This window comes from Kitasatospora sp. NPDC053057, from assembly GCF_044546945.1.
Lineage (GTDB): Bacteria > Actinomycetota > Actinomycetes > Streptomycetales > Streptomycetaceae > Kitasatospora.
Window position 1 is genome coordinate 120,545 of sequence record NZ_JBITZP010000007.1, and the last position, 24,312, is coordinate 144,856.

The 24,312-nt window shown below is 72.1% G+C and carries 22 protein-coding genes; 14 read left to right on the forward strand and 8 right to left on the reverse strand.

All coding sequences use genetic code 11. The annotated features are described in order from the left end of the window. The first annotated feature begins 185 nt into the window (after positions 1-185). Genes ACIG5E_RS10610 through ACIG5E_RS10620 form a run of 3 tightly spaced genes read left to right on the forward strand, consistent with a single transcriptional unit; the run spans position 186 to position 1,789 of the window. Positions 186-923: a 2OG-Fe(II) oxygenase gene (locus ACIG5E_RS10610; protein ID WP_396532916.1), complete on the forward strand. Its 738-nt coding sequence runs from the start codon at positions 186-188 to the stop codon at positions 921-923. Positions 924-929: 6 nt separating this feature from the next. Next, entirely contained in the window at positions 930-1,226 is a 297-nt protein-coding gene (locus ACIG5E_RS10615) for an Ada metal-binding domain-containing protein (protein ID WP_396532917.1), read from the forward strand. Continuing rightward, the gene (locus tag ACIG5E_RS10620; RefSeq protein WP_396532919.1) at positions 1,223-1,789 is read left to right on the forward strand and encodes a hypothetical protein; all 567 of its coding nucleotides are present in this window, start codon (positions 1,223-1,225) and stop codon (positions 1,787-1,789) included. The genes ACIG5E_RS10615 and ACIG5E_RS10620 overlap by 4 nt, the downstream gene beginning before the upstream one ends. Before the next feature lie 347 nt (positions 1,790-2,136). Here ACIG5E_RS10620 and ACIG5E_RS10625 read toward each other — a convergent pair whose 3' ends face one another. From ACIG5E_RS10625 to ACIG5E_RS10635, 3 genes are all read right to left on the reverse strand, one after another. Beyond that, positions 2,137-2,688: an RICIN domain-containing protein gene (locus tag ACIG5E_RS10625; protein WP_396532920.1), complete on the reverse strand. Its 552-nt coding sequence runs from the start codon at positions 2,686-2,688 to the stop codon at positions 2,137-2,139. A 450-nt stretch (positions 2,689-3,138) separates the two neighbouring features. After that, positions 3,139-4,776: an alkaline phosphatase family protein gene (locus ACIG5E_RS10630; protein ID WP_396532921.1), complete on the reverse strand. Its 1,638-nt coding sequence runs from the start codon at positions 4,774-4,776 to the stop codon at positions 3,139-3,141. Positions 4,777-5,038: 262 nt separating this feature from the next. Beyond that, positions 5,039-5,986, reverse strand: coding sequence for an alpha/beta hydrolase (locus ACIG5E_RS10635; protein WP_396532923.1), 948 nt, complete (start codon positions 5,984-5,986; stop codon positions 5,039-5,041). Positions 5,987-6,271: 285 nt separating this feature from the next. On the opposite strand from ACIG5E_RS10635, the gene ACIG5E_RS10640 reads away from it, so the two are divergent. Further along, complete coding sequence (locus tag ACIG5E_RS10640; RefSeq protein ID WP_396532924.1) at positions 6,272-6,655, forward strand: hypothetical protein; 384 nt, start codon at positions 6,272-6,274, stop codon at positions 6,653-6,655. Between the two features lie 75 nt (positions 6,656-6,730). On the opposite strand, the gene cynS is transcribed toward ACIG5E_RS10640, so the two are convergent. Next, on the reverse strand, positions 6,731-7,201 hold the full coding sequence (gene cynS / locus ACIG5E_RS10645; RefSeq protein ID WP_396532925.1) for a cyanase: 471 nt from the start codon (positions 7,199-7,201) through the stop codon (positions 6,731-6,733). A 74-nt stretch (positions 7,202-7,275) separates the two neighbouring features. After that, positions 7,276-7,869, reverse strand: coding sequence for a carbonic anhydrase (locus tag ACIG5E_RS10650; protein WP_396532926.1), 594 nt, complete (start codon positions 7,867-7,869; stop codon positions 7,276-7,278). Positions 7,870-7,996: 127 nt separating this feature from the next. On the opposite strand from ACIG5E_RS10650, the gene cynR reads away from it, so the two are divergent. Further along, entirely contained in the window at positions 7,997-8,905 is a 909-nt protein-coding gene (cynR, locus tag ACIG5E_RS10655) for a transcriptional regulator CynR (RefSeq protein WP_396532927.1), read from the forward strand. 125 nt (positions 8,906-9,030) lie between these two features. Here cynR and ACIG5E_RS10660 read toward each other — a convergent pair whose 3' ends face one another. After that, complete coding sequence (locus ACIG5E_RS10660) at positions 9,031-10,482, reverse strand: FAD-dependent monooxygenase (protein ID WP_396532928.1); 1,452 nt, start codon at positions 10,480-10,482, stop codon at positions 9,031-9,033. Between the two features lie 127 nt (positions 10,483-10,609). Here ACIG5E_RS10660 and ACIG5E_RS10665 point away from each other — a divergent pair, with 127 nt between their 5' ends. From ACIG5E_RS10665 to ACIG5E_RS10705, 9 genes are all read left to right on the forward strand, one after another. Beyond that, positions 10,610-11,605, forward strand: a complete 996-nt coding sequence (locus tag ACIG5E_RS10665) for an Lrp/AsnC family transcriptional regulator (RefSeq protein ID WP_396532930.1) — start codon at positions 10,610-10,612, stop codon at positions 11,603-11,605. Between the two features lie 173 nt (positions 11,606-11,778). After that, a complete protein-coding gene (locus ACIG5E_RS10670) occupies positions 11,779-13,350 on the forward strand; it encodes an MFS transporter (protein WP_396532931.1) in 1,572 nt (523 codons plus the stop codon). A 102-nt stretch (positions 13,351-13,452) separates the two neighbouring features. After that, complete coding sequence (locus tag ACIG5E_RS10675) at positions 13,453-13,842, forward strand: SCO5389 family protein (RefSeq protein ID WP_396532933.1); 390 nt, start codon at positions 13,453-13,455, stop codon at positions 13,840-13,842. A 230-nt stretch (positions 13,843-14,072) separates the two neighbouring features. Next, on the forward strand, positions 14,073-15,113 hold the full coding sequence (locus tag ACIG5E_RS10680) for an LLM class flavin-dependent oxidoreductase (protein WP_396532934.1): 1,041 nt from the start codon (positions 14,073-14,075) through the stop codon (positions 15,111-15,113). A gap of 431 nt (positions 15,114-15,544) precedes the next feature. Continuing rightward, positions 15,545-16,126, forward strand: coding sequence for a hypothetical protein (locus ACIG5E_RS10685; protein WP_396532936.1), 582 nt, complete (start codon positions 15,545-15,547; stop codon positions 16,124-16,126). Between the two features lie 17 nt (positions 16,127-16,143). After that, positions 16,144-16,986, forward strand: a complete 843-nt coding sequence (locus ACIG5E_RS10690; RefSeq protein ID WP_396532937.1) for a DUF692 domain-containing protein — start codon at positions 16,144-16,146, stop codon at positions 16,984-16,986. Beyond that, entirely contained in the window at positions 16,979-17,824 is an 846-nt protein-coding gene (locus ACIG5E_RS10695) for a putative DNA-binding domain-containing protein (protein ID WP_396532938.1), read from the forward strand. Before ACIG5E_RS10690 ends, ACIG5E_RS10695 begins: the two co-directional genes overlap by 8 nt. Further along, entirely contained in the window at positions 17,821-19,071 is a 1,251-nt protein-coding gene (locus tag ACIG5E_RS10700) for a ferritin-like protein (RefSeq protein ID WP_396532939.1), read from the forward strand. The genes ACIG5E_RS10695 and ACIG5E_RS10700 overlap by 4 nt, the downstream gene beginning before the upstream one ends. Before the next feature lie 360 nt (positions 19,072-19,431). Then, positions 19,432-22,014: a collagenase gene (locus ACIG5E_RS10705; RefSeq protein ID WP_396532940.1), complete on the forward strand. Its 2,583-nt coding sequence runs from the start codon at positions 19,432-19,434 to the stop codon at positions 22,012-22,014. 64 nt (positions 22,015-22,078) lie between these two features. Here ACIG5E_RS10705 and ACIG5E_RS10710 read toward each other — a convergent pair whose 3' ends face one another. Both ACIG5E_RS10710 and murG read right to left on the reverse strand, forming a co-directional pair. After that, positions 22,079-23,089, reverse strand: coding sequence for a GDP-mannose 4,6-dehydratase (locus tag ACIG5E_RS10710; RefSeq protein WP_396532941.1), 1,011 nt, complete (start codon positions 23,087-23,089; stop codon positions 22,079-22,081). Beyond that, on the reverse strand, positions 23,086-24,261 hold the full coding sequence (gene murG / locus ACIG5E_RS10715) for an undecaprenyldiphospho-muramoylpentapeptide beta-N-acetylglucosaminyltransferase (RefSeq protein ID WP_396532942.1): 1,176 nt from the start codon (positions 24,259-24,261) through the stop codon (positions 23,086-23,088). Before murG ends, ACIG5E_RS10710 begins: the two co-directional genes overlap by 4 nt. Positions 24,262-24,312: the final 51 nt, after the last annotated feature.

The window sequence follows — 24,312 nt, forward strand, 5'->3', positions numbered from 1 at the left end:
CCGGGGGGTCGCTAAAAACACCCCCCCCCCCCCCCCCCCCCCCCCCCCCGCCCCCTCCGCGGGGGCCCCCCCCCGCGGGGGGCCCCCCCCCCCGGGGGGGGGCCCCCCCCCGGCCTGCGAGCCCGTCGAACATCCGGTCCGAAAACCGCCAGCGACGACCGCCGGCGAGCCGGAGACTGGACACCGTGACCACCCGAACCGCCCCCGCCCCTGCGCCCTCCCCGGCCCAGGAGCGCGTCGACTCGGCCGACTGGCCGGCCCTCACCGAGGAGCTCGACGCCCACGGCTGCGCGCTCACCCCGCAGCTCCTCACCCGCCGGGAATGCCGCGACCTGGCCGCGCTCTACGACCGCGACGAGCTGTTCCGCACCACCGTCGACATGGCCCGCCACCGCTTCGGCTCCGGCCGGTACCGCTACTTCACCCACGACCTGCCCGAGCCGGTCCACGCGCTGCGCCAGGCCCTGTATCCGCACCTGCTCACCATCGCCCGCGGCTGGGCGGAGAAGCTCGGCCGGCCCGCGCCCTGGCCCGACAGCCTGGACGAGTGGCTGGAGCGGTGCCACGCCGCCGGGCAGGCCAAGTCCTCGCAGATCCTGCTCCGCTACCAGGCCGGCGACTGGAACGCACTGCACCGCGACGTCTTCGGCGACCTCGTCTTCCCGCTCCAGGTGGTCATCGGCCTCGACGAACAGGGCACCGACTACACCGGCGGCGAGTTCCTCCTCGTCGAACAGCGCCCCCGCGCGCAGTCCCGGGGCACCAGCACCGTCCTTCCGCAGGGCCACGGCCTGGTGTTCACCACCCGCGACCGGCCCATCCGCTCGACCCGGGGCTTCTCCGCGGGCCCGGTGCGGCACGGCGTGAGCACCGTGCGCTCGGGCCGCCGGCACGCCCTCGGGCTCGTCTTCCACGACGCCTGAGACGCCATGGCCGACGCCGACGAACCAGCCCCTGAGCGGACTTACCGGCTGCTCGGCCCGGACGGCCGCACCCGCACCGGTCCCCATCCAGGCACCCTCGGCGGCTACCGGCGCGGCCGCATCTACGGGCGGCTCGACTGCCCGTCCGCCCGGCGCGCCATCGCCGCCGGCGGCTACGTACCCCACCGGGTGTTCTTCGCGGACGAGCCGACGGCGCTCGCGGCCGGCTACCGGCCCTGCGCGGTCTGCCTGCCCGCGAAGTACCTGCGGTGGAAAGCCCAGCAGCAGGAGCAGCAGACATGACCCCTTCCCCTTCCACTTCCCCCGGCCCGTCCCCGCTGGTCCGCCCCGGCGCGCTCGGCGGCTACGGGCCACTGCCCTCCCCCGCCGGGCACACCGAAGCCGAACTCGCCGCCCTGCTCGGCTTGTTGAGCGCCGCCCGCCCCCGGGTGCACACGGTTGCCGTCGGCCACAGCCGGGACGACGCCTCCCGGGCGAGCGCCCAGGCCTTCGCCGACGCCTGGCGGGCCCGCGGCGGATCCGTCCTCGCCGTCACCGACTGGCCCGAGCAGGCCGCCTCCTGGCTCCGCCCGGCCCAGCGGTTCACCGCCCAGGCCCCGGACGCCTGGGTGGTCGCCGCGGCCCCGCCCGGCTGGGTCCAGATGGCCCGACGGCTGCGGCACAGCACCACCTGGGCCCCCGAGCGGACCTTCGGCTTCGCCTCCCTCGCCGAGCCGCGGGTCATCGCCCTCGCCGGCCCCGACACCCTGCACGGCCTGCGCGGCGCCACGGCGGACGGCCGTACCTGGGAAGTCCGGCACGACTGGCTGACCAGCCGGTCGCCCGAGACCCGGAGCGCCCGGTGAACGCCACCCCGCCACTCTTCCCGCCCTCGCCCGCCCCTCGACGCGAACCGGCCTCGTCGGCTGATCCCCAGTCAGGTGATCTCGGCCACTGACCCTGGCGCGTCGGCCGCCTTCGCCCCGGGGCTTGACCTGGCAAGAGCCGAGGGCCGGGCATTGCACGGATTGGCGGCTCTCCAGTCGACGACCGCGATTCGGGAGCGCGCCGGCCGCAGGCACCCCCGGTTCCGCGATCGGCTCGATGGCGGAGACACCGCCGATGACGATGGCGCCGACTCGGAGTGAGTCGGCGCCACCGTCCGTCACGGCAGCTCTGGTGGGGCAGGCTGCCGGGAAGGACCCGAGGAGGGTCAGATCGCCTCAAGCGTCCAGGTCTGGTTGGACCAGCCGTTGCTGTCCCAGAGCTGGACCTTGGTGCCGTTGGCACTGATCGTGTTCAGGTCCGCGTCCAGCACTCGGCCGTTGTAGCCGTTCACCACCCCGTAACTGGCGAAGTTCCACCGCTGGTTGGACCAGCCGTCGTAGTCCCAGAGCTGGACGGTGGTGCCGTTGGCGCCGATCGTGTTCAGGTCCGCGTCCAGGTACCGGCCGCTGTAGTTGTTCTGGATGTAGTCGACCGTGCCGTCGGTCCACAGGGTCCAGTTCTGGTTGGTCCAGCCGTTGCAGTCCCACAGCTGGACCTTGGTGCCGTTGGCGCCGATCGTGTTGAGGTCCGCGTCCAGGCACTTGCCGTTGTAGCTGTTGTGGATCCGGTACTGGCCCACGTAGTTCAGCCCCGCTGCGGCGCGAACCGTACCGACGTTCGCGCGACTGTCGGCGGCCGAAGCCGACCCGACGCCCGCACCGAGGGCGGCCGTCACCAGGGCCAGGATTCCGAGGCCGGTGCAGATCTGCTTGCGCATGAACTCTCCTCGCAGGATGAGTGAGCGGACGGAGCACGTGCACGATCCGGAAGCGGCGCCGACCCTGCCGAACCACCACCGGGCCGATCCGGCGCCGTGCTCCGTGGCGCTTGCCGTGTCAGCTGACCGGCTGACGCGACCCATCCTCGCGGCCCCGGCACGCCTGCGGCCACGACGTTGGCCCGACGTTCGCCCGACACTTGCACCGGGGATCAAACCGCTCGACCCGGTCACCCACTCGAAGAGAGACTGCCGGCATGGAGTTCCTCTGCTACCACCGTGACCGGCCCGGACTGAACCCGGCGATCGCCGCTCGGCGAGGCTGCGCCCACGGTGTGTGGGAGCTCCACGGCCCAGCTGAGCGGCCGTACGCAGTCGGCGTACGGCCGCTAGGGTCGCTCATCCGGACATCCGGGCTTCCGGCGTTCCGATCGACCGACGATCCGGTCGTCAGCGGACCGGCAGCACCCGGGTGTGCTCCTCGCGGACGGCCTGCAGGGCGTTCGGCTTGAGGCCGAGCAGCTTCAGGATGGTCGGCGCGATCTGCTTGGTCTCGACCTTCTCGTCGTGGCGGACGCCGTCCGGGGTGGCGGCGCCGGAGACGACCAGCGGCACGTTCAGGTCGTCGGCGTGGTCACCACCGTGCTCGGCGATCTTGCTGCCGCCGGTGTAGACGACGCCGTACTGGGCGACGCCGAAGACGTCCGGCACCCGGGGGTCGCCCGGCTTGACGTGGAAGTAGTCGGCGGCATCCTCTCCGGCGTAGACCTTCTGGACGCCGCTCTCGGTGAAGGGGCGGGCCTTGCCGTTGATGTCGACGCCGTTGCCGTTCTGCGCCAGCAGGTAGTTCTTGGCGAACTCGGTGGCGGCCGCGGAGCGGTCGTTCAGCCAGAGCAGCACGCCGTCGTCGTCGACCGCGTGGGCGACCAGGTCGCCGGCGCCGGGGTGGGCGGCCTTCCAGGCGGCGTTGAGGCCGTCCAGCAGCGGGCCGTCGTCGATCCGGTTGAGGGCGGTCGGGTCGATCGGGGACTGGCCGTGCTTGGCCGAGAGGATGACGGTGGTGGAGCCGTCCAGGTGCTGCTTGCGCAGCTCGTCGGTCAGCGCGCCGATCTGCTGGTCGACGAACTCCAGGTTCTTCTCGACCAGCGGGCCGGGCACGCCCTTGCTGACGTAGCCGCCCTGGAGGCCCTCGGAGCTCTTGAGCTTCTGCGCGGTGGAGACGGACTGGAAGTTCAGGCCGAAGACCGCCGGGGTGCCGACCTGCTGCGAGCGGCTGTGGTCGTAGCCGTCGATCTCGTTGAGGACGGCCTGCACCTTGTACGAGTCGTACTGCTCGGTGGCCTGGTTGTCCTTGGTCCAGTCGCCGTCGTAGCCGGTCGCCTTGCTGTTGATCTCCGGGGTGAAGAGGTCCTGGACGCCCTCGCCGGAGGGGCCGTTGAGGATGTCGTAGGCGGCGTGCTTGTCCGACCACGCGGTGCGCAGACCGGCCTGGCGAGCCACCTCGAAGACGGTGTTCACCTGGAGGTAGGAGTGCGGGTAGACCGGCTTGCAGGTCTGCGGGTCGACCGGCAGCTTGGCCGGGTCGATCAGGGTCTGCGGCCGGCCGGTCATCCGCAGGATGGAACCGGGCAGGCCGGACAGGCCCTGGCCGGCGTCGATCGAGTTCTGGTTCTTGTCCAGGTCCTCGGTGAGGTCGACCTCGACACCGGGCTTGGCGCTCTTGCAGTCGGTGGTGCCGGCCGGGAGCAGCGCGGCGTTGTAGGTGTCGTCGTAGTAGACGCCGGTGGTGCCGGGGCCGCCGCCGGTCAGCTGCGCGACCATGCCGGGGAAGGAGTCCGAGGGGTTGGTGGTGCCGGCGTGGGTGTACTCGACGCCGCCGCGGACCAGCCGGGCCAGGGCCGACTGCGGGTGCGCGGCCACGAACCGGGCCAGATCCGACTGGTGCAGGCCGTCGACCGAGACCAGCAGCACGTGCTTGGCGTGGGCACCCCGGCCCTCCTCGGCGGCGGCGGCCTGGGCGACGGTGGATCCGGCCAGCACACCGGCGGCGCCGAGGGTGGCGGCCAGCCGGACATAACGACGGGTCACGGAGGGCTCCTGTGGAGGGTGAGGGCAGGTGGCTGCGGCGGTGCGGCCCCCAGGCTGGGAGTCCTCGGTGTACCGGCGGCGGCCAGGACGTGAACAGCACTGGGCCACCGCGCGGAGAGATGTTCGGTTTTACCTGGTTCTCACCAACTCGCGGCTATCCCATTGGAATTGGTGAACATGCACGGTCAATGCGGCGAGTCGCCCGGGGCGAGTCGTCCGCGGCGGGCGGTTCACGCCGGGGGCGGCGTCCCGTCGCGACTCCTCACGCCGACGGCAGGATGCGACGCAGCCAGCGGGTGCGGGCGTCGTGGGCGTCCTGGGAGACGGCCGCGTGCGGGGCGAGGGTGTCGAAGCCGTGGCAGGCGCCGGGCCACACGTGCAGCTCGGCCTCACCGCCCGCCCGCCATATCGCGTCGGCGTAGGCGACGGCCTCGTCCCGGAAGGTCTCGGCGGACCCCACCTCGACGTACGCGGCGGGCAGCCCGGACAGATCGGTGGCACGGGCCGGGGCGGCGTACGGCGAGAGGTCGGCGGCGCCGTACCGGTCGCCGAGCACGGCCTGCCAGGCGGTGGCGTTGGAGGCGCGGTCCCAGGTGTCGTGGCCGGCCATCTGGTGGCTGGAGAAGGTCTCGCCGCGGTCGTCGAGCATCGGGCTCAGCAGCAGCTGACCGACCGGCGCCGGACCGCCGCGGTCGCGGACCAGCAGGGCGAGGGCCGCGGCGAGCCCGCCACCGGCGCTCTTGCCGCCGATCACCAGGCGCCGCACGTCCACGCCCATCGCGTCGGCGTGTTCGGCCACCCAGGCGAGCCCGGCGTAGCAGTCCTCGACGGCCCCCGGGAAGCGGGTGCGCGGCGCGAGCCCGTACTCGACGGACACCACCGCCAGCCCCAGCGGCAGCGCCCACGAGCGCAGCAGTCGCGGCAGGACGGACCACGCGTTGCCCGTCACCATCCCGCCGCCGTGCAGGTAGTACAGCACCGGCAGCGAGCCGCCGACTCCGGTGGGACGCCCGCTGACGAGCGTGACCTCTCCCTCGCCGTCGGCCCGCGGCACCCGCAGCTCCGCCACCTCGAACCGGCCGCCGTCGCGCAACTGGTCGAGCGCCGGACGGGGCCGGGCGGCCGCGTCGCGCTCCTGCCAGGCCGTCAGGCCCTCCGGGGTGAGCACCTCGCGGGCCCGCCCACCGGCGGCCGCCACGGCTGCCCCCACCTGCGGATCCAACGGAGGCACCCGCCGAACCACCGACCCACCCACCACAGACCCCCTCGCCGCGGGGCACCCGGCGGCACCCCGACCGCCCCAGCTTGCCAGCCGCACCCGTGCGGTCGCGCAGCGCCCCCGAACCGCCCGGGTCGACAGACTGCAGGGAACCAAAGTCCTGAGGCGCCAAATCCCATTGACGTCCAGTCAGTTCTACGAGGGAATGAGGCCCACTATGCCCGTGCTCGGGGTGGATCGGCGCTCGGCGCGAGCGGTGACGACTGGAGGAGAACTGTGGAGGACCCGCAATTCACGGTGCGGTTGGCCGGTGCCTCGCCCCGCGGTCCGGCGGCGCTCAAGGCGGTCCGTACGGTGACCGGGCTCAGTTTGTGGCGCAGCGGCCAGGTATTGGACGCCGGGTCCGCGGCCCTCGTGTCGGATGTCCCGTTCGAGGTCGCTTCCCACGCGGCACAGGTCCTGCGTCGCGCGGGTGTGGCGGCCGCCGTCGGGTGCGACTGGTGCCGGCGCACGCTGCCCGACGACGGCTCCCCCGTCGACCCCGGGCCCTGCGCTTCGCTGTACTGGGAGACCGCCCACTGCCAGGCCAACTCCATGACCAGCTGCGACTGTGACTTCTGCGCCGAGTACGGCCCCTTACCCGGGCTCATCGCGCCCTGAGGAAAGGGGCTACAAGCGCAGGAGCCGGCCGGTGGCGGCGGGGCGGGCGGCGGCCCGCCCCGCCGGAGGACCGGATCAGAAGGGCTTGGTCGGCAGGTACTTGCCGTCCAGGGTGATGACGGCGCGCTCGCCGCCCTCGGGGTCGGCGACCTTCTTCACGTCGAGCTTGAAGTTGATCGCGGAGATGATGCCGTCGCCGAACTGCTCGTGGACCAGGGCCTTGAGGGTGGTGCCGTAGACCTGGAGCATCTCGTAGAAGCGGTAGATGGTCGGGTCGGTGGGGATGCCGCCGGGGATCGAGCCGCGGGTGGGGATGGTCTGGAGCAGCAGCGCCGCGTCGTCGTCCAGGCCCAGCAGTTCGGCGACGGCCTTGGCGGAGTCCTCCGGCAGGGCGTGCTGGCCGAGGACGGCGGCGGTGGTGAAGGCGACCGACAGGCCGGAGGCGTCGGCGATCCGCTGCCAGCTGAGGTCCTTGCGGGTCTTGGCGTCGACGGCGGCGACGGCGAGGGCCTGGCGGGCGGCGGGGTCGAACTGGGCGTGCACCATGGGGAGTTCCTTTCGGCTTCGCGGCTGCGCGGATCGTGTGCGGAGCCGCCGGGTTCAGGGGTGGTGTTTCCGCGTCAGGCCGCGAGCACGGCTGCGCGGCCGTCGGCGGTGAGGTCCTCGACGCGGCCGGTGGCGATGTCGAAGACCCAGCCGCGCAGGGTGACCGTCCGCTCGGCGAGCGCGCGGGCGACGGACGGGTGGGTCGCCAGGTTGGCCAGTTGGGCGAGTACGTTGTGCCGCACCAGGGCCGGTACGTCCCCCGCGGTGGCGGTCCGGGCGACCGAGGCGTCGGCGAGCCGCAGCCAGTCGGCGACGGCCGGGGCGCCGCTGAGGTCGTGGCCGTGGGCGAGGGCGGTCATCGCGCCGCACGCGGAGTGCCCGCAGACGACGATGTCCCGCACGCCCAGGGCGGCGACGGCGTACTCGATGCTCGCCGTGACCCCGTCGGCCCCCGGGGTGTAGGCGGGCACCAGGTTGCCGGCGGTGCGGATGACGAACAGCTCGCCCGGCTCCGACCCGGTGATCAGCTCCGGTACGACGCGGGCGTCCGAGCAGCCGATGAACAGCGTGTGCGGGGCGTGGTGGGCGGCCAGGCGGGTGAAGAGCTCTTCCTTCACGGGGAAGACGTCCTGCTGGAAGCGTGCGATGCCCTGGGCGAAGTCACGCATGGGGTCACTTCCTTTCGTGGCGGCCGGGCCGGTGCGGCCTGGCGAGATCCACTGTGCATGACCTGCTTCTATAGTGTCCAAGACGTGGTGCCCATGGATTCCATTGATGCCATCTATAGTTGCTCCCATGGCTCTGGAACTGCGCCACCTGCGCTATCTGCTCGCCGTGGCCGACCACGGCAACTTCACCCGCGCCGCCGAGGAGCTGCACATCTCCCAGCCCACGCTGTCCCAGCAGATCAAGCAGCTCGAACGGACCCTGGGCACCCAGCTGCTGGACCGCACCGGCCGCACCGTGCGCCTCACCGACGCCGGCCAGGCGTACGCCCACCACGCCCGCGGCGCACTGCGGGACCTCGCCGCCGCCGAACGCGCCGTCCACGACGTCCAGGACCTCTCGCGCGGGCAGCTGCGCCTGGCCGTCACTCCCACCTTCACGGCCTACCTCGTCGGCCCGCTCACCGCCGAGCTCCACGCCCGGCACCCCGGCGTCACCCTGACCGTGCGGGAGACCAGCCAGGACCGCATCGAAGCCGGCCTGCTGACCGACGACTTCGACCTCGGCATCGCCTTCCAGGGCCCCCATCTGCCCGGCGTCACCGCCACCGAGCTGTTCACCGAGACCCTCACCCTGGTCACCGGCACCGGCCACCCCACCGCCGACCAGCCAGGACCGCTCCCCGTACGGGACCTCGCCGAACGGCAACTGGCCCTGCTCAGCGGTGACTTCGCCACCCGCGGGCACATCGACGGCTACTTCGCCCAGCACCGCGTCAGCCCGCGCATCGCCGTCGAGGCCAACTCCGTCCAGGCCCTGACCGAGGTCGTCCAGCGCACCCCGCTCGCCACCGTCCTGCCCGAGGCCGTCACCCACGACCACCCCCGCCTCGCCCGGATCCCCCTCGACCCTCCGCTCCCCACCCGCACCGTCACCCTGCTGCGGCGCGCCGACGCCTACCGCAGCGCCGCCACCCGCGCCTTCACCGAGCTCACCCACGCCCTCGTCCGCACCCGCGGCTACCCGACGGCCTCCTGAGCGCGCGGCTCACAGGCCCGGGACCCCTGGGAGGCCGCGGAGGGTGAGGCCATGCCGGTGACCCCGATACCAGGCCGTGGTGCGGGCGGACCGGGCGGCCGCCCGCAGCCCGGCACGGGGAAGGATCAGCCGGACGTCGGGGCGCCGAACCAGCGGGCGAGGGACGGCCGCAGGGCTTCCGGGGTGCCGACCCAGCAGACGTAGCCGTCCGGGCGCACCAGCATCGGCTCGGTCGCAGCGCCCCGGCCGGTGGTGCGGTCGACCCGGTCCGACCAGGGGGCGACGGCTTCCGCCAGGGTGCCCTGCGGATCGAGCAGGACCCCGCGCCCGGACCGCAGCAGTTCGTGCAGCCGGGCCGGGCCGAGGTCGAGGTCCGGTGCGGGGCCGCCGAGGAGCGGGTGGGGGCCGGCGTCCGGCATCGGGTAGCGAGTGGCCATCCCCGCCATCACTTCGCCGAGACGGCGCCGCACCTCCGGCAGTTCGGCCAGCTCGGCGAAGAGCTGCCGGGCGGCCGTCACCTCCGGGTCGCCGGTGCCCGCCCAGTCCATCAGCAGGCTCTGCGCCTGGACGTTACGCAGCACCAGGGCGCCGGCCAGGTGGCGTTCGGTGTGGTAGCTGTCGAGCAGCCCCTCCGATGCCCAGCCGCGCACGGCGGCGCCGAGCTTCCAGCCGAGGTTGAAGGCGTCCTGCATGCCCGTGTTCATGCCCTGGGCACCGAGCGGGAGGTGGACGTGGGCGGCGTCGCCGGCCAGGAACACCCGCCCGTGCCGGTACTGGGCGACCTGCCGGGCCGCGTTGGTGATCCGGCGGGCGTGGCACAGTTCGAGCAGCTGCACCCGCTCGCCGAACACGGCCCGCAGCCCGGTGCGGATCTCCTCCTCGGTGATCGGGACGTCCCTGGGCACCGACCGGCCCGGCCCGCCCAGGGCGAGGCGGCGCAGCGGCCTGCCCCGGTCGTCGGTGCCGAGCGGGAACACCGCCGCCCAGGTGCCGTCCTCGGCGCGGTGGTGCGTCCCCAGGTCCTCGGTGCCGCTGAGCCGGACGTCGGCGGCGACCGTGGTCGCGGTGCCCGCCCGGCCGGGGAACTCGGCCTTCAGCAGCGAGCGCACCGTGCTGTGGCCGCCGTCCGCGGCGATCAGGTAACGGGCCCGCGCGGTACGGCCGTTGGCGAAGGTCGCGGTGACGGCGTCCCCATCCTGGGTGAGGGCGACCAGTTCGTGGTCGCGCCGGACGTGCAGGCCCTGCGCGGCGAGATGGTCTTCGAAGAAGCCCTCCAGCACGACCTGCGGGACGGAGCGCCACGGCAGTCGGGGGCGGGAGGCGCCGTCGGCGGGCAGCGGGATGCCGACGAAGTGGCTGGTGCCGACCGGGTGGTCCCCGGCGGCCAGCATCGGTTCCAGCAGGCCGCGCTGGTCGAGCGCTTCCACCGTGCGGGACTGCATGCCGCCGGCCCGGGACAGGGCGCTGCGCTGTGGCAGCCGGTCGGCCAGTACGGTCGATGCGCCCGCCAGCAGCAGTTCGTTGGCCGCCGTCAGGCCGGTCGGGCCGGCGCCGACGATGAGGACGTCGGTGTCCATGGTTCTCTCCCTGGTTCTCGTCGAACAGTGGTTCTCGGGACGGGAACAACGCTCGCTCCGCCGGGGGCTGTTGGACGAGTGACCGGTGCGATGGCGGCGGTATCCGACACCGGCTACGCTCGGCGCGGTGGAATCCGACTACGACGACCTGGACCGCCGCCTCGTCCACGCCCTGCAGGTCGACGGCCGGGCCCCGTTCAGCACGATCGCCGCCGCCCTCGGGGTGTCGGACCGTACCGTCGCCCGCCGGTACGCCAGGTTGCGCTCGACCGGCGCGGTGCGGGTGCTCGGCGGGGTCGACCCGATGGCGCTGGGCGCGGTGCTGTGGCTCCTGCGGGTGCGCTGCGCGCCGTCCGCCTCGGTCGCGGTCGCCGAGGCGCTGGCGCGGCGCCCCGAGACCTCCTGGGTGAGCCTCTCCTCCGGCGGCACCGAGATCACCTGCACGGTCCGCGCCGAGAGCGAGGCCGACAGCGAGGCGCTGCTGCTGGCCCGCCTGCCCCGCACCCCGCGGGTGGAGGGGGTGAGCGCCCACTCCGTGCTGCACACCTTCTACGGCGGCCCGGACAGCCTCATCGCCAAGCTGGGCCCACTGGACGCGGCGGCCGTCGAGGCGCTGCGCCCGCCCCCGCTGCCGCAGCGGCCGCTGCCGGACCGCCTACTGCCGGATCGGCCCGGACCGGTGCGGCTCGACGACGGCGACCGCAGGCTGCTCGCCGCGCTCGCCGCCGACGGCCGCGCCGGCTTCGAGCAGCTGGCCGAGCTCACCGGCTGGTCGCCCACGACGGTCCGGCGCCGGATGACGGAGCTGCGCGAACGCGGGGTGCTCTATCTGGACGTCGACTGCGACAAGCGCCTGCTCGGCTTCGGCACCCGGACCCTGCTGTGGCTCTCGGTCGCTCCCCCGCACCTCGAAGAAGCCGGCCGGGCACTGGCGGGCCACCCCGAAGTCGCCTTCGCGGCCGCCACGACCGGCCCGACGAACCTGTACGCCACCGTGGTGTGCGCGGACCAGCGGGCGCTGTACCGCTATCTGACCACCCGGGTCGCCGCGCTCCCGGCCGTGCTCCAGGTGGAGACGGCGCCGGTGATCCGCACCGTCAAGCAGGCCGCGACCCGGACGTAGCGGTCCCCGGCATCGAGCCGCTTTCACACCTCCGATCAGCGATTGTCCGGAAATCGCCGCTTGTCCGTAATGAACGGTTGTGTTCCCTATCTGCCGGGGCTACTGTCGGTCGTGGCGAACGAATCCGTCCCCTGCCCGCCGTTCGCCGCCCCCGAGCCATTGGGGAACCTGCCATGGCCACCTCCCGCGCCCTGGCCCCGGCTCCGCCCGCGACCGCACGTCGAGGCCAGCACCCGGGGATAGCGCTCACCGTCATCGCGGCCACCCAGCTGATGGTGGTTCTCGACATCACGATCGTGAACATCGCCCTGCCGCACATCCAGCAGGCGCTGAAGTTCTCCACCACCGACCTGTCCTGGGTCATCAACGCCTACACCCTCACCTTCGGCGGGCTGCTGCTGCTCGGCGGCCGCGCCGGCGACATCCTCGGGCGCCGGCGGGTGTTCATCGTCGGCGTACTGGTGTTCAGCTTCGCCTCGCTGCTCGGCGGCGTCGCCCAGTCCTCGGCCTGGCTGCTGGCGGCCCGGGCCCTGCAGGGCCTGGGCGGGGCGATCGCCTCGCCGACCGCGCTGGCACTGATCGCCACCAACTTCAAGGAGGGCCCGGAGCGCAACCGGGCCTTCGGCGTCTACTCCGCCGTCGCCGGCGCGGGTGGCGCGGTCGGCCTGCTGCTCGGCGGCATGCTGACCTCCTGGCTGTCCTGGCGGTGGGTGCTGTTCGTCAACGTACCGATCGGCGTCGCGATCGCCGTGCTGGCGCCGCTGTACATCAACGAGTCCGAGCGGCACCCCGGGCGCTTCGACCTGACCGGTGCGTTCACCGCGACGGTGGGCATGGTGTCGCTGGTGTACGGCTTCATCCGGGCCTCCGACCACGGCTGGACGGACGCCGTCACGCTCACCGCGTTCAGCCTGGCCGTCGCGCTGCTGGCGGCCTTCCTGGTGAACGAGCGGCACGTGCCGCAGCCGATCACCCCGCTGCACCTGTTCCGCGAACGCAACCGCTCCGGCGCGTACGGGCTGATGCTGTGCATGGCGGCGACGATGTTCAGCATCTTCTTCTTCATCACCCTGTTCGTGCAGGAGATCCTCGACTACAGCCCGCTGCGGGCCGGCTTCGCCTTCCTGCCGATCAGCGCGGCGATCGTCACGGCCGCCCAGTTCGCCGCGCGCAACCAGCTGCGGTGGGGCCCGAAGCCGTTCCTGGTCACCGGCTCGGTCCTGGTGCTCAGCGGGGTGTTCTGGGCGACCAGGATCGACATCCACAGCACCTTCACGGGCGGCATCCTCGGGCCGACGCTGCTGTTCGGCTTCGGGATGGGCTCGATCTTCGTCCCGGTGATGCTCACCGCCGTCTCTCAGGTCGCCCCGCACGAGACCGGCGCGGCCACCGGGATGCTCAACACCACCCAGCAGGTGGGCGGTTCGCTCGGCCTGTCGATCCTGGTCACGGTGTACGGCACGGCCAGTCGCAACGAGGCCGGGCAGCAGGTCGGGAAGTTCCTGCGGCAGGCCACCCCGCAGCAGGCCGCCCAGTTCAGGGCGAGCGGGAAACTGCCGGCGCCGTACTCCTCGGAAGTGCTGGTGCACGGCATCGCGACCGCCTTCCAGATGGGCCTGGTGTTCGCCTCGCTCGCGGTGCTGATCGCGGTGTTCGTCATCAAGGTGCGGCGGGTGCCGCACGCACCGGACGTCGACGCTTGGAGGGACGGGCCGGGCGTCAGCCCTTCGCGGGGCGGTACTTGACAGACCGTCCGGGCGTCCAGGAGAGTCCTTTACGCAAATGGTTTTCATCTTCGCTAACCATCCCCGCCCGCGCCTGCGCGCGCCCCGCGAAAGAGGACCCCCATGTCGCTCGACGTCTCCCCCGCCCTGCTCGACCAGGCCCGCAACGGCCGCGTGGACGAGGCCGACTTCCTCGACACCGTGCGCGGCTCGCTGCCGTACGCCTACCAGGTCGTCGCCGGACTCAGCACCGAACTCGCCGCCACCGACGCCGAGTTCACCACCGACAACACCACGCCCAGCGACGAGCAGCGCGCCCAGCTGCTGCGCGCGCTGGCCAGCAACGCCATCCGCGGCAGCCTGGAGGACCACTTCGGTGTGAAGCTCGCCTTCGTCAACTGCCACCGCGTCGGCGCCTTCCGCCCCGGCTCCGAGGACAGCGAGGCGTACCGCGAGTTCACCTCGCTGCACAACCAGATCCGCAACCAGAGCCCGGAGCTGCGCAGCTGCTGACCGACGGCACGGCCGCGGCGGGCGCCCACCCCGGAGCGGGCGGGCGCCCGCCGCGCGCGCTTTGCCGTACGCGCCCCGGTGTTGCGCCGCGTTGCGGCCCGTTGCGATCCGCTGTCCGGATCGCACGCCGATCTTGTGGCACCGCGGACGCCCTGCGTACGGTCGACGGGCACGGGCACCACCCGTCCGGTCCTCCCCGGGGCCGCAGGAACCCACGCGGAGCCGCCACCATGCCACCCTCCCCCCGCCCGCTGCGCAAACTCGGCTTCCTCACCATCGGGCTCTTCGACGAGGCCGACCCGCGCCGGGGCCACGAGTCCACCCTCGAACTGATCGCCCTCGGCGAGCAGCTCGGCTTCGACAGCGCCTGGCTGCGCCACCGCCACCTCCAGTACGGGATCTCCTCCCCCGTCGCCGTCCTCGCCGCCGCCACCCAGCGCACCAGCCGCATCCAGCTCGGCACCGCCGTCACCCCGCTCGGCTGGGAGAACCCGCTGCGGCTCGCCGAGGACCTCGCCACCGTCGACCTGCTCTCCGGCGGCCGGCTCAACCCCGGCTTCAGCGTCGGCCCGCCCACCCACTACGAGCACGTGCGCGGGGCCCTCTACCCGGACACCGGCGACCACGAGGACTTCGGCCACCGCCGCGCCGAACGGCTGCTCGCCCTGGTCCGCGGCGAGGACGCCTCCGACTTCGCCGGCACCGAGGGCATCGAGGTGTACTCGCGCCGCGTCCAGCCGCACTCCCCCGGCCTGGCCGGGCGGCTCTGGTACGGCGCCGGCAGCCTGCGCTCGGCCCGCTGGGCGGGCGAGCAGGGGCTCAACCTGCTGACCAGCAGCGTGGTCAAGCCCGAACCGGCCGACTCCGCACCGGACTTCGCCGAGCTCCAGGCCGAGCAGATCCACGCCTTCCGTGCCGTCCACCCCGAGGGCGAGCGCGCCCGGGTCTCCCAAGGGCTGGTGGTCATCCCCACCGACAGCGCCACCCCCGAGCAGCGCGCCAAGTACCAGGCGTACGCCCTCGCCCGCACCCCGCGCACCCTCACCCCGCAGGGCCCGGCCCGACTGCTCTTCTCCCCCGACCTGGTCGGCACCTCCGAGGAGCTCGCCGAACGGCTGCACGCCCACGCCGGCTACCGGGAGGTCGACGAGGTCGCCTTCGCCCTGCCGTTCACCTTCGAACCCGAGGACTACGTACAGATCCTCACCGACCTCGCCACCCGGCTCGGCCCGGCCCTCGGCTGGTCCCCCTCCGCGCCGGGACGGGGCTGAGCGACACCCGAATTCGCATGCCGCGGGCAGAGGCGGTCATCGACCGTTTTGCGCTGCTCGAATGACGCACTCCTGCTTCCGGGTCCTCTTGCCCGTCCGGCGCCACGAGGCGGCGAGTCCATCACGCAACGTGACGGATTGAAGCGGTCCGACGCCCCGACCTGCGCCTTGCCCGGCGCCACGCCGCGAGCAGGGCGCGCCCGCGCGCCCGGACACGTCGACTTCCCACACCCCCACAACGGCCCCCGCCCGGACGCCACATGACCGCATTGGCCTGCAACGTTCCCGTTCGCCGCCGCAGCCGTTACGTCCCGTAGCCATCGAGGTGCGCCAGCCCCTGCTCCCTGATAGCCGTTGAGGCGGACGCAGTGAGTGATCGCGACTTAGATCGCCAACGCACCATCCGCTGGGGGAGTCACGAGGAGGCCGGTATGAAAGCGGAACACAACGGACACGGACAGGTCGACGGTCAGCTGACCAACATGGAGGACATCGAGTCGCTCCTCGTCGGCGGCCTGGAGGGGAAACAGAAGCATCTGGAGGCCACCGAGGCAGGTCCGACGGCCCGCACGGAACCCGCCAAGCTACAGTCCGCGATCGACCTGCACGTGTGCATGGGGTTGAACGCCTGCAAGGGGCACGGATTCGGCGGGTCCGGGGAGATGGCGGGCATGGGCGAGTGCGCCACCGTCTTCCATGTCTGCCACGGCGCCAACGAGTGCCGCGGGCAGGGCGGTTGCGGCTACACCGGGTCCGACGCCGAGCAGGCGAAGCCGGGCGCCCAGGAGTGCCGCTGGAACGGCAGCTGCGCCAGTCCGATCAACGTCAGCCGGGTGCACGCGGCGGGCCCGTACCGCGGAACCAGCGTCTGGAAGCGGGCCCGCAAGATCTTCGAGCACCGGATGTTCGAGGCCGGCATCCCCTTCGGCCCCTCGCCGGGCGAGGGCTACCCCGACGACCTGGTGCCCAGCTACGAGAAACCGCACGGCGTCAAGCGCGCCGCCGGCGCGTGACCGGCCGCGACACGACGATGGACATCCCCGGATCCTCCGGCCTGGGCCTCGGCCTGGGCCTGCGCTTCCCGCACCTCAAGCATGTGCTGGAGAGCTGGCCCGAGGTGGGCTGGTTCGAGGTCATCTCCGAGAACTTCATGGACTCCGGCGGCTACCCGCGCCACGCCCTCGACCGGATCGCCGAGCGCTACCCGATCGTCATGCACGGCGTCTCGCTGTCGATCGGCAGCACCGACCCCGTGGACCGCGACTACCTCGACCGGCTGCGCCGCCTGGCCCAGGCCACCGGGGCGCGCTGGGTGTCCGACCACATCTGCTGGACGGGCACGGCAGGGCTCAACACCCACGATCTGCTGCCGGTGCCGTTCACCGAGGAGTCGCTCGCCCACCTGGTGCGTCGCGTGCGCCTCGTCCAGGACGTCCTGGATCGGCCGTTGGTGCTGGAGAACCCCAGCACGTACGCGGCGTTCGCGGGCGCGAGCATGCCGGAGTGGGAGTTCGTCGCCCGCCTGGCCGAGGAGTCCGGCTGCGGCCTGCTGCTGGACGTCAACAACGTCCACGTCTCCGCCGTCAACCACGGGTTCGACCCGGAGCAGTACCTGCGGGCGCTCCCGGCCGAGCGGGTGGTGCAGATCCACCTCGCCGGCCACACCGACCTCGGGACGCACATCATCGACACCCACGACCAGCCGGTGGCCGAACCGGTCTGGGAGCTCTACGAGTTGGCCCTCTCGCTGACCGGGCCCGTACCCACCCTGCTGGAGTGGGACGACCGCATCCCGCCGTTCCCCGAACTGCTCGCCGAGCTCCACAAGGCCCGCCGCCACCTGCCCGAGACAGTCGCGGCAGGCCGTGGCTAGCCCGCCCGAGGCGACCGCCGCCGCCCAACGCTGGTTCCAGGACGCGATCCTCGCCCCGTACGGGCCGGGTTCGTACGCTCAGGCCCAGGACCGGGCCGCCGAGACGGTCCTGTCGGCCGCCGCCAGGCTCTCCCCCGGCCAGTGCCTGGAGGTCTACCGTCGCGGCTACCGCCTGCGCCTGCTGGAGGCGATGCGCGGCCTCCACCCGGCCCTGCGGGCCCTGTTGGGGGACGAGCTCTTCGACGACTTCGCGCTGGAGTACCTGGACTCCCGCCCGTCCCGCTCCTACACCCTGTTCCAACTCGACGCGCACTTCGCCGAGTTCCTCGCCGAGCACCGGCCCGACCGGGACCGACCGGCGGCCGGGCGCGAGGCCTGGATCGACGTGGTCATCGATCTGGCCCGCTACGAGCGGGCGTTCGCCGAGGTGTACGACGGCCCCGGCACCGAGGGCCTGCCGGACACCCGCTCCGTCCTGCCGGGGCCGCACGACTCCGTGCGGCCTGCCCCGTCGCTGCGGCTGCTCGTCCTGAGCGCACCGGTGCACACCTACGCGGCGGCCGTCCGCCGGGGCCGGCCCGCCGAGGACCCGGTACCACGGCGGATGCCGCTCGTGCTCTCCCGCCGCGACTACGTCGTCACGGCCACCGAACTCAGCGCGTCCGCCCACCAGTTCCTCTCCGACCTGGTCGACGGCAGGACAGTCCGGACGGCAGCCGCCGCGGCGGACCTGGACGAGGCCGCCACCACACACCTCCTCCACCGCTGGACGGCGGACGGCTGGCTGCTGGCCGGTTCCCCTCCCCCACCCCTCACCCTCAGGAGTCAGACATCGTGACCGCCACCACCTCCGCCATCGACGAGACCCTCATCCCCACCTTCCTCACCGACGAGGCCACCAGGGTCAACGCCGGCGAGCCGATCACCACACGGGAGGAGCTGATCAAACACCTCAAGCAGGCCGCCCGCCTGGAGACGATCACCATCCCGATGTACCTCTACCCGTCCTTCTCCATCGCCTCGCGCGGGTACTCCCAGTGGGATCCCGGGATGGGCGCGTTCCGACTGATCCGCAGCATCGTGGTGGAGGAGATGCTGCACCTCTGCCTGGTGCGAAACCTGTTGGTGGCCCTCGGGGAGGGTGACCGGATCAAGTTCTACGACGAGAAGTTCATGCCGAGCTTCCCCATGTACATGCCGCACCGCTGGCCCCCGCTCGAACTGCACATGGGGCCGTGCTCCAGGGAGCTGGTCCGGGACGTCTTCATGGAGTTCGAGAAGCCGGCACCGAAGGGGCGCCCCCAGCCCGTGCCAGAGGGGTGGTACCCCAGCATCGGCAAGTTCTACGAAGCCGTCGGCAAGGGGCTCAAGTTGCTCGACTCCCAGATCGCGGACCTCTGGAAGTCCAACAAGCCGCACCTCCAGTACGTCGCGGCCTACTGGAACAAGGACGGCGGCGGCGAACCCGTCCAGATCAAGGACCTGAAGACCGCCCAGGACGCCCTCAAGATCATCGTCGACCAGGGCGAGGGGACCAAGGACAACAAGCTCTCCGTCCCCATCGACCCGCTCAAGCCCGTCCCCGGCCTGGACGAGATGCCCCACTACATCAAGTTCAAGCGCATCGCGGACGGCGTCGAGCCGATCGGCCCGGTCTGGCCGCTCCCCACCGACCCCGAGGCGGGGCTCTACGCCGACGATCACGCCGTCACCAGCCTCAACACCCTCTTCAACGCGGTGTACTGCTACGTGCTGCACATGATCGACGTCATCTACCAGACCCCGCGGAACGACATCCAGCCCGGCAAGCAGAGCCCCCGCTACCACTACGAGCGGACCTTCATGGCGACCATGCAGGGCATCCTCGTCTCGATTGCCGAGATGATGGCCGCCACGCAAGTCATGGTCCCGCAGGCCATGGTGGTCCACGCCGGCCCCACCTTCGAGTTCCACAAACTGCCCGGCTCCGGAAAGAACAAGCAGCACCTCATGAAGCTGTGCGACGCCGCCATGGTCCACTTCCCCCAACTCGGCGGCGACAACAGCGTGCGCTGGCTGATCAGCAAGCTCCCGGACGAAGTCTGACCCGACGGTCGGCCCTTCCGTGGCCCGATGCGGCAAGAAGACGCCCCAGAACCTCCAGCAGCTCCTGGACCGCGGCGAACCGTAAGCCGCGTCGCGGTCCTCTCAAGCCCACCGGTCGGCCCGGCTCCCCCCAACCCACGGGGGGAGCCGGGCCGGCCGCATTCCGTTCTCCCGCAGACGACTTGAGGACTCCGCAGGAGGCCGTCGGCCTTCGAGAGCCGCCCCTGCGCACACCCTTGCGATGACATATAACCTGTGACATTGTTCTGACCCTGATTCCGGTGACAGGTCACACGTCAACTCCCCTTCACCTCGTGGCCGACGCCGCGTCACCCCCCACCTCAGGACAAGGACACCGCAGTGCGTCTGCGCCAATCCCTTCCGCTCCTGGTGGCCGCCGCCCTCGCCGGCCCCGCCACCCTGCTACCGACCCCCGCCCTCGCCGCGTCCGCGACGACCGTCGCGGCCTCGAACCCGACGGCCCAGGCACAAGCCCAGGCCCAGGCGGAAGCCCCGGCCAGCACGGCCGCACCGAAGCCGTTCGGCGCCGAGATCGCCGCCGACTCCTCCGAGGACCTGGGCCGCACGGCCGCGCCGCTCCCGCCGGAGCTGCTCGGCCAGGCGCTCCAGCCGACCGGGACGGCCGTCCAGACCGCCCCGCATCCCCACACCACGGCGCCGGCCGAGCGCGCACTGACCGCGCAGGCCCCGGCCGTGCCCAACTGCACGCCCGCCGACTTCGGCAGCCGCAGCGGCGCGGCCCTGGTCTCCTTCGTCCAGGGCGCGACCACTGACTGCGTCAAGACGCTGTTCAACGTCACCGGCACCGACGCGGGCAAGGTCTTCAAGCAGTCGCAGATGCTGACCGTCGCCAACGCCTTCCGGGCCCAGGCGGCGAACTACACCGGCGACAACTCCGCGAACCTCCTGCAGCTCGTGCTCTTCCTGCGGGCCGGCTACTACATCCAGTCCAACAACGCGAGCGCCGTCGGCCCCTACGACGCCACGCTCACCTCCGCCGTCCAGGGCGGCCTCGACGCCTTCTTCGCGAGCGCGCACCGGACGGACGTCAGCGACGCCAACGGCGCCGTGCTCAGCGAGGTGCTGATCCTCACCGACAGCGCGAACATCCAGGCGCACTACCTGAAGGTCTACCAGCAGGTCCTGAACGGCTACGACAACGGCTACAACGCGTTCCCGAAGATGGTCAACGCCGTCAACTCCGTGCTCTGGGCGCCGCTGTGGCGGGCGAACTGGAACCCCGACTACGTCGGCGCCGTCACCGCCGACCCGAGCGTGATCACCACGCTGGCGAACTTCGCGCAGAACCACAAGGACCAGCTCACCACCCCCAACGCCTTCCTCGACGTCAACGCCGGCAACGACCTCGCCCGCACCGCCGGCAACGGCGGCAGCATCGAGGCCTTCGCCAAGCCGCTGGTCAAGAAGGTGCTCGACACCACCCCGATCTCCGGCGCCGTCGGCAAGCTGTACGTCTACACCGCGTACAACGCCAACCAGTACGACAACGCACAGTGCTCCTACTACGGCACCTGCGACCTGCCCGGCAAGCTCACCGCCGCCGTCCTGCCGAACAGCCTGGTCTGCGACAACCGCACCATACGCACCGAGGGCCTCTCCCCCGAGGAGCTGTCGACCGTCTGCGAGAGCCTGCGCGGCGAGGACACGTTCTTCCACGACCTCGTCAAGGACGACGGGCCCGTCCCCGGCCAGTACGGCAAGACCATCACCCTCGCCGTCTTCTCCAACCGGGACGACTACCAGACCTACTCCTGGGCGATCTACGGCAACTCCACCGACAACGGCGGCGAGACCGTCATGGACGTCACCGACCCCAACAACAAGCCCGTGTCGGTGATGTACCAGAAGTCGTACGACGACGGCTTCCCCGCCAACGTGTGGAACCTCAACCACGAGTACACCCACTACCTCGACAACATCTACGACATGAAGGGCAACTTCTCCACCGAGATCTCCGTCCCGGACATCTGGTGGATCGAGGGCGTCGCCGAGTACGAGTCCTACGCCTACCGCGGCACCACCGACACCCAGGCGATGGCCGAGGCCGCCACACACCGGTACAAGCTCAGCACGATCTTCCAGAACACCTACGCCAACTCGGACACGGTGCGCACCTACCCGTGGGGCTACCTCGCCGTGCGCTACATGTTCGAGAAGCACCCCGCCGACATCCAGAACATGCTCGGCCACTTCCGCACCGGCGACTACCAGGGCGGCTACGCGGTCTACAACGGCCTCGGCACGTCCTACGACGCCGACTTCGACAGCTGGCTGAACACCTGCGCCGCCGGCGCCTGCTACGCCGACGGCCCCACCGCCCTCTTCGGCCAGTCCGTCGACGGCGCCACCGTGACCCTGACCGACAAGTCCGTCGAGACCAACTCGCAGGCGTCGCTGGCCTCCTGGCACTGGACCTTCGGTGACGGCAGCAGCTCCGACGAACGGAACCCGGTCCACACCTACGCCGCCCCCGGCACCTACACCGTCGCCCTGACCGTCACCGACAGCGACGGCGGGACCGCCGCCACCCCGTCCTCGGTCACCATCACCACCGGCGGCGGCACCAGCCTGCCGACCTGCACCGACCCGCGCACCGACGCGCTCGGCCAGAACTGCTCCCGCCCGAACCAGGCCCGCACCGCCGGCAACCTCGACTACTTCTACCTCTACCTGCCGGCCGGCACCACCACCCTGAAGGTCTCCACCTCCGGCGGCACCGGCAACGCAGCCCTCTACTACAACCCCGACACCTGGGCCTCCCCCACCGCCCACACCGCCGCCTCCACCAACCCCGGCACCGCCCAGACCCTCACCGTCACCAACCCCACGGCCGGCTACCGCTACATCAGCCTCTACGCCACCACCGACTTCAGCGGCGTGACCGTCAGCACCCAGTACTGACCGGCCGACTGCACGAACGGACGGGCGGCGCGTCCCCTTCCCGGGGCGCGCCGCCCGTCGGTTCTCAGACCGCGTAGCGGTTCGGGTCGAACAAGTGGAGGTGCTCGGCCACCCAGGCCGAGGTCTTGGCCAGCCCCTCCTCCAACGGGACCTCCGGCCGCCACCCCGACCACGTCCGGGCCCGGGAGTTGTCGGACAGGAGCCGGTGCACCTCGCTCCCGGCCGGGCGCAGCCGGGCCGGATCGACCGTGATCTCGACGTCCGTACGACCCGAAGCGGCGATCAGCGCCTCGGCCAGGTCGCCGATGGAGACCTCCTGACCGGTCCCGAGGTTGACCGCCTCGCCTACGGCGCGGTCGCAGTCGGCCAGGGCCAGGAAGCCGGCGGCGGTGTCGGTGACGTAGCTGAAGTCCCGGGTCGGCGTCAGCGAGCCCATGCGCAGTTCCCTTGCTCCGGAGTGGAGTTGGGCGAGTATCGAGGGGATCACCGCGCGGGCGGACTGGCGCGGGCCGTAGGTGTTGAACGGCCGTACCACGGTGACCGGCAGTTCGAAGGCGTGGTGGAAGCTGAGCGCCATCATGTCGGCCCCGATCTTCGAGGCGGAGTAGGGGGATTGGGGCTGCAGCGGATGGTCCTCGCCGATCGGTGCGCTGAGCGCGGTTCCGTAGACCTCGCTGGTGGAGGTGTGCAGGACCCGGCGCACACCGTGGCGCCGCGCCGCCTCCAGCACGTTCTCGGTGCCGACGACGTTGGTGTGCACGTACGCGCCCGGGGAGTCGTAGCTGTAGGGGATCCCGATCAGTGCCGCGAGGTGGAAGACCGTGTCGCAGCCCGCCACCGCGTCCGAGACCCGGCCGGCGTCGCGGACGTCGCCGGCGAGCATCTCGACCCGGTCGTGCCCGAGGTGGCCCGCCAGGTGGCCGCGCTCGGCGTAGGGCTTGTAGTGGACCAGGGCGCGGACCCTGGCCCCCTGCGCGACCAGGAGATCGACCAGGGTCGAGCCGATGAAGCCCTCCGCGCCGGTGACCAGGACGGTACGGTCCGTCCAGGGGCTGGGGGTAGCGGTGTCGGTCATTCTGCGAGCTCCATTTCAGTGATGGTGGGGTTCGGGTCGAGCGAGCGGCCGGCCAGCCGCCGCACCCGGTCGGCCAGCAGGTCGGCGGCCTGCGCGTGGGTTCCCCCGGCGGCGGCGAGGCTCATGGCGGCCAGCCTGGACGGCTCCGCCAGCAGCGGATCGAGCACGGCGGCGAGGGAGTTCGCGTCCGTGTCCGCATCACGCAGGATCCGGGCCGCTCCCGCGTCGGCGAGCACCTTCGCGTTGTGGAACTGGTGGTCGCCGGGGGCATGCGGGTACGGCACCAGCACGGCGGGTACCCGGACCGTGGCGAGTTCGGCCACGGTCGCGGCCCCGGCGCGGCAGACCACGACGTCGCTGGCGGCGTAGGCGAGGTCCATCCGGTCCAGGTACGGCACCGCCTCGGCGACGGCGTCCCCGCCGCTGCGCGCGAGACGGTGCCGCGTGCTGTCGAGGGACTGCGGGCCGGTCTTGATCAGCAGCCGGACGTCCGCCCGGTCACGCCACTGCTCGGCGAGGCCGATCGCGGCCTCCGTCAACCGTTGGGCGCCGAGGCTCCCCCCGTTGAACAGCACGAGCCGCGCCGCCTCTGGAACGCCGAGCCGGCGTCGGGCTTCGGCGCTCTTCGCCCGCCGGTCCAGGTGGGCCACCGCGCCGGTCAGCGGCATCCCGACGGTGACCGCCCCGCTCCGGCGCGACTTCGGCAGGTGCGCCCTGGTCTCGTCGAAGGCGAGCGCGATGTGCGCCGTGAGCCGCGCGGCGAAGGCGTTGGCCCGGCCCGGCACCGCGTTCGACTCGTGGATCAGGCTGGGCAGACCGGCCATCCGCGCGGCCAGCACGGCCGGAGCGGAGGCGTACCCGCCCATCCCCACGACGACCTGCGCCCGCTGGTCGGCGAGCGCGCGCTGCGCCTGCTTGGCGGCGCGGACCAGGTCGGCCGGCAGCAGGTACCGCCGGGCGCCGAGCGAGGGGTCGAAGGGGATCATGTCGACCGTGTGCAGCCGGTATCCCGCCTCGGGAATCAGCCGGGTCTCCAGGCCCCGCGTGGTGCCGACGAAGGAGATCACGGCATCGGGGTCGGTCTTCCGCAGGGCCTCCGCCAAGGCCAGGCCCGGGTAGATGTGGCCGCCGGTGCCGCCGGCACCGATGACGACCGAGAGAGGTGTGTGCATGGCTCACCACCGTGGCGTCCCGGCCTAAGAGAGCTTTAAGAGATTGCGGGC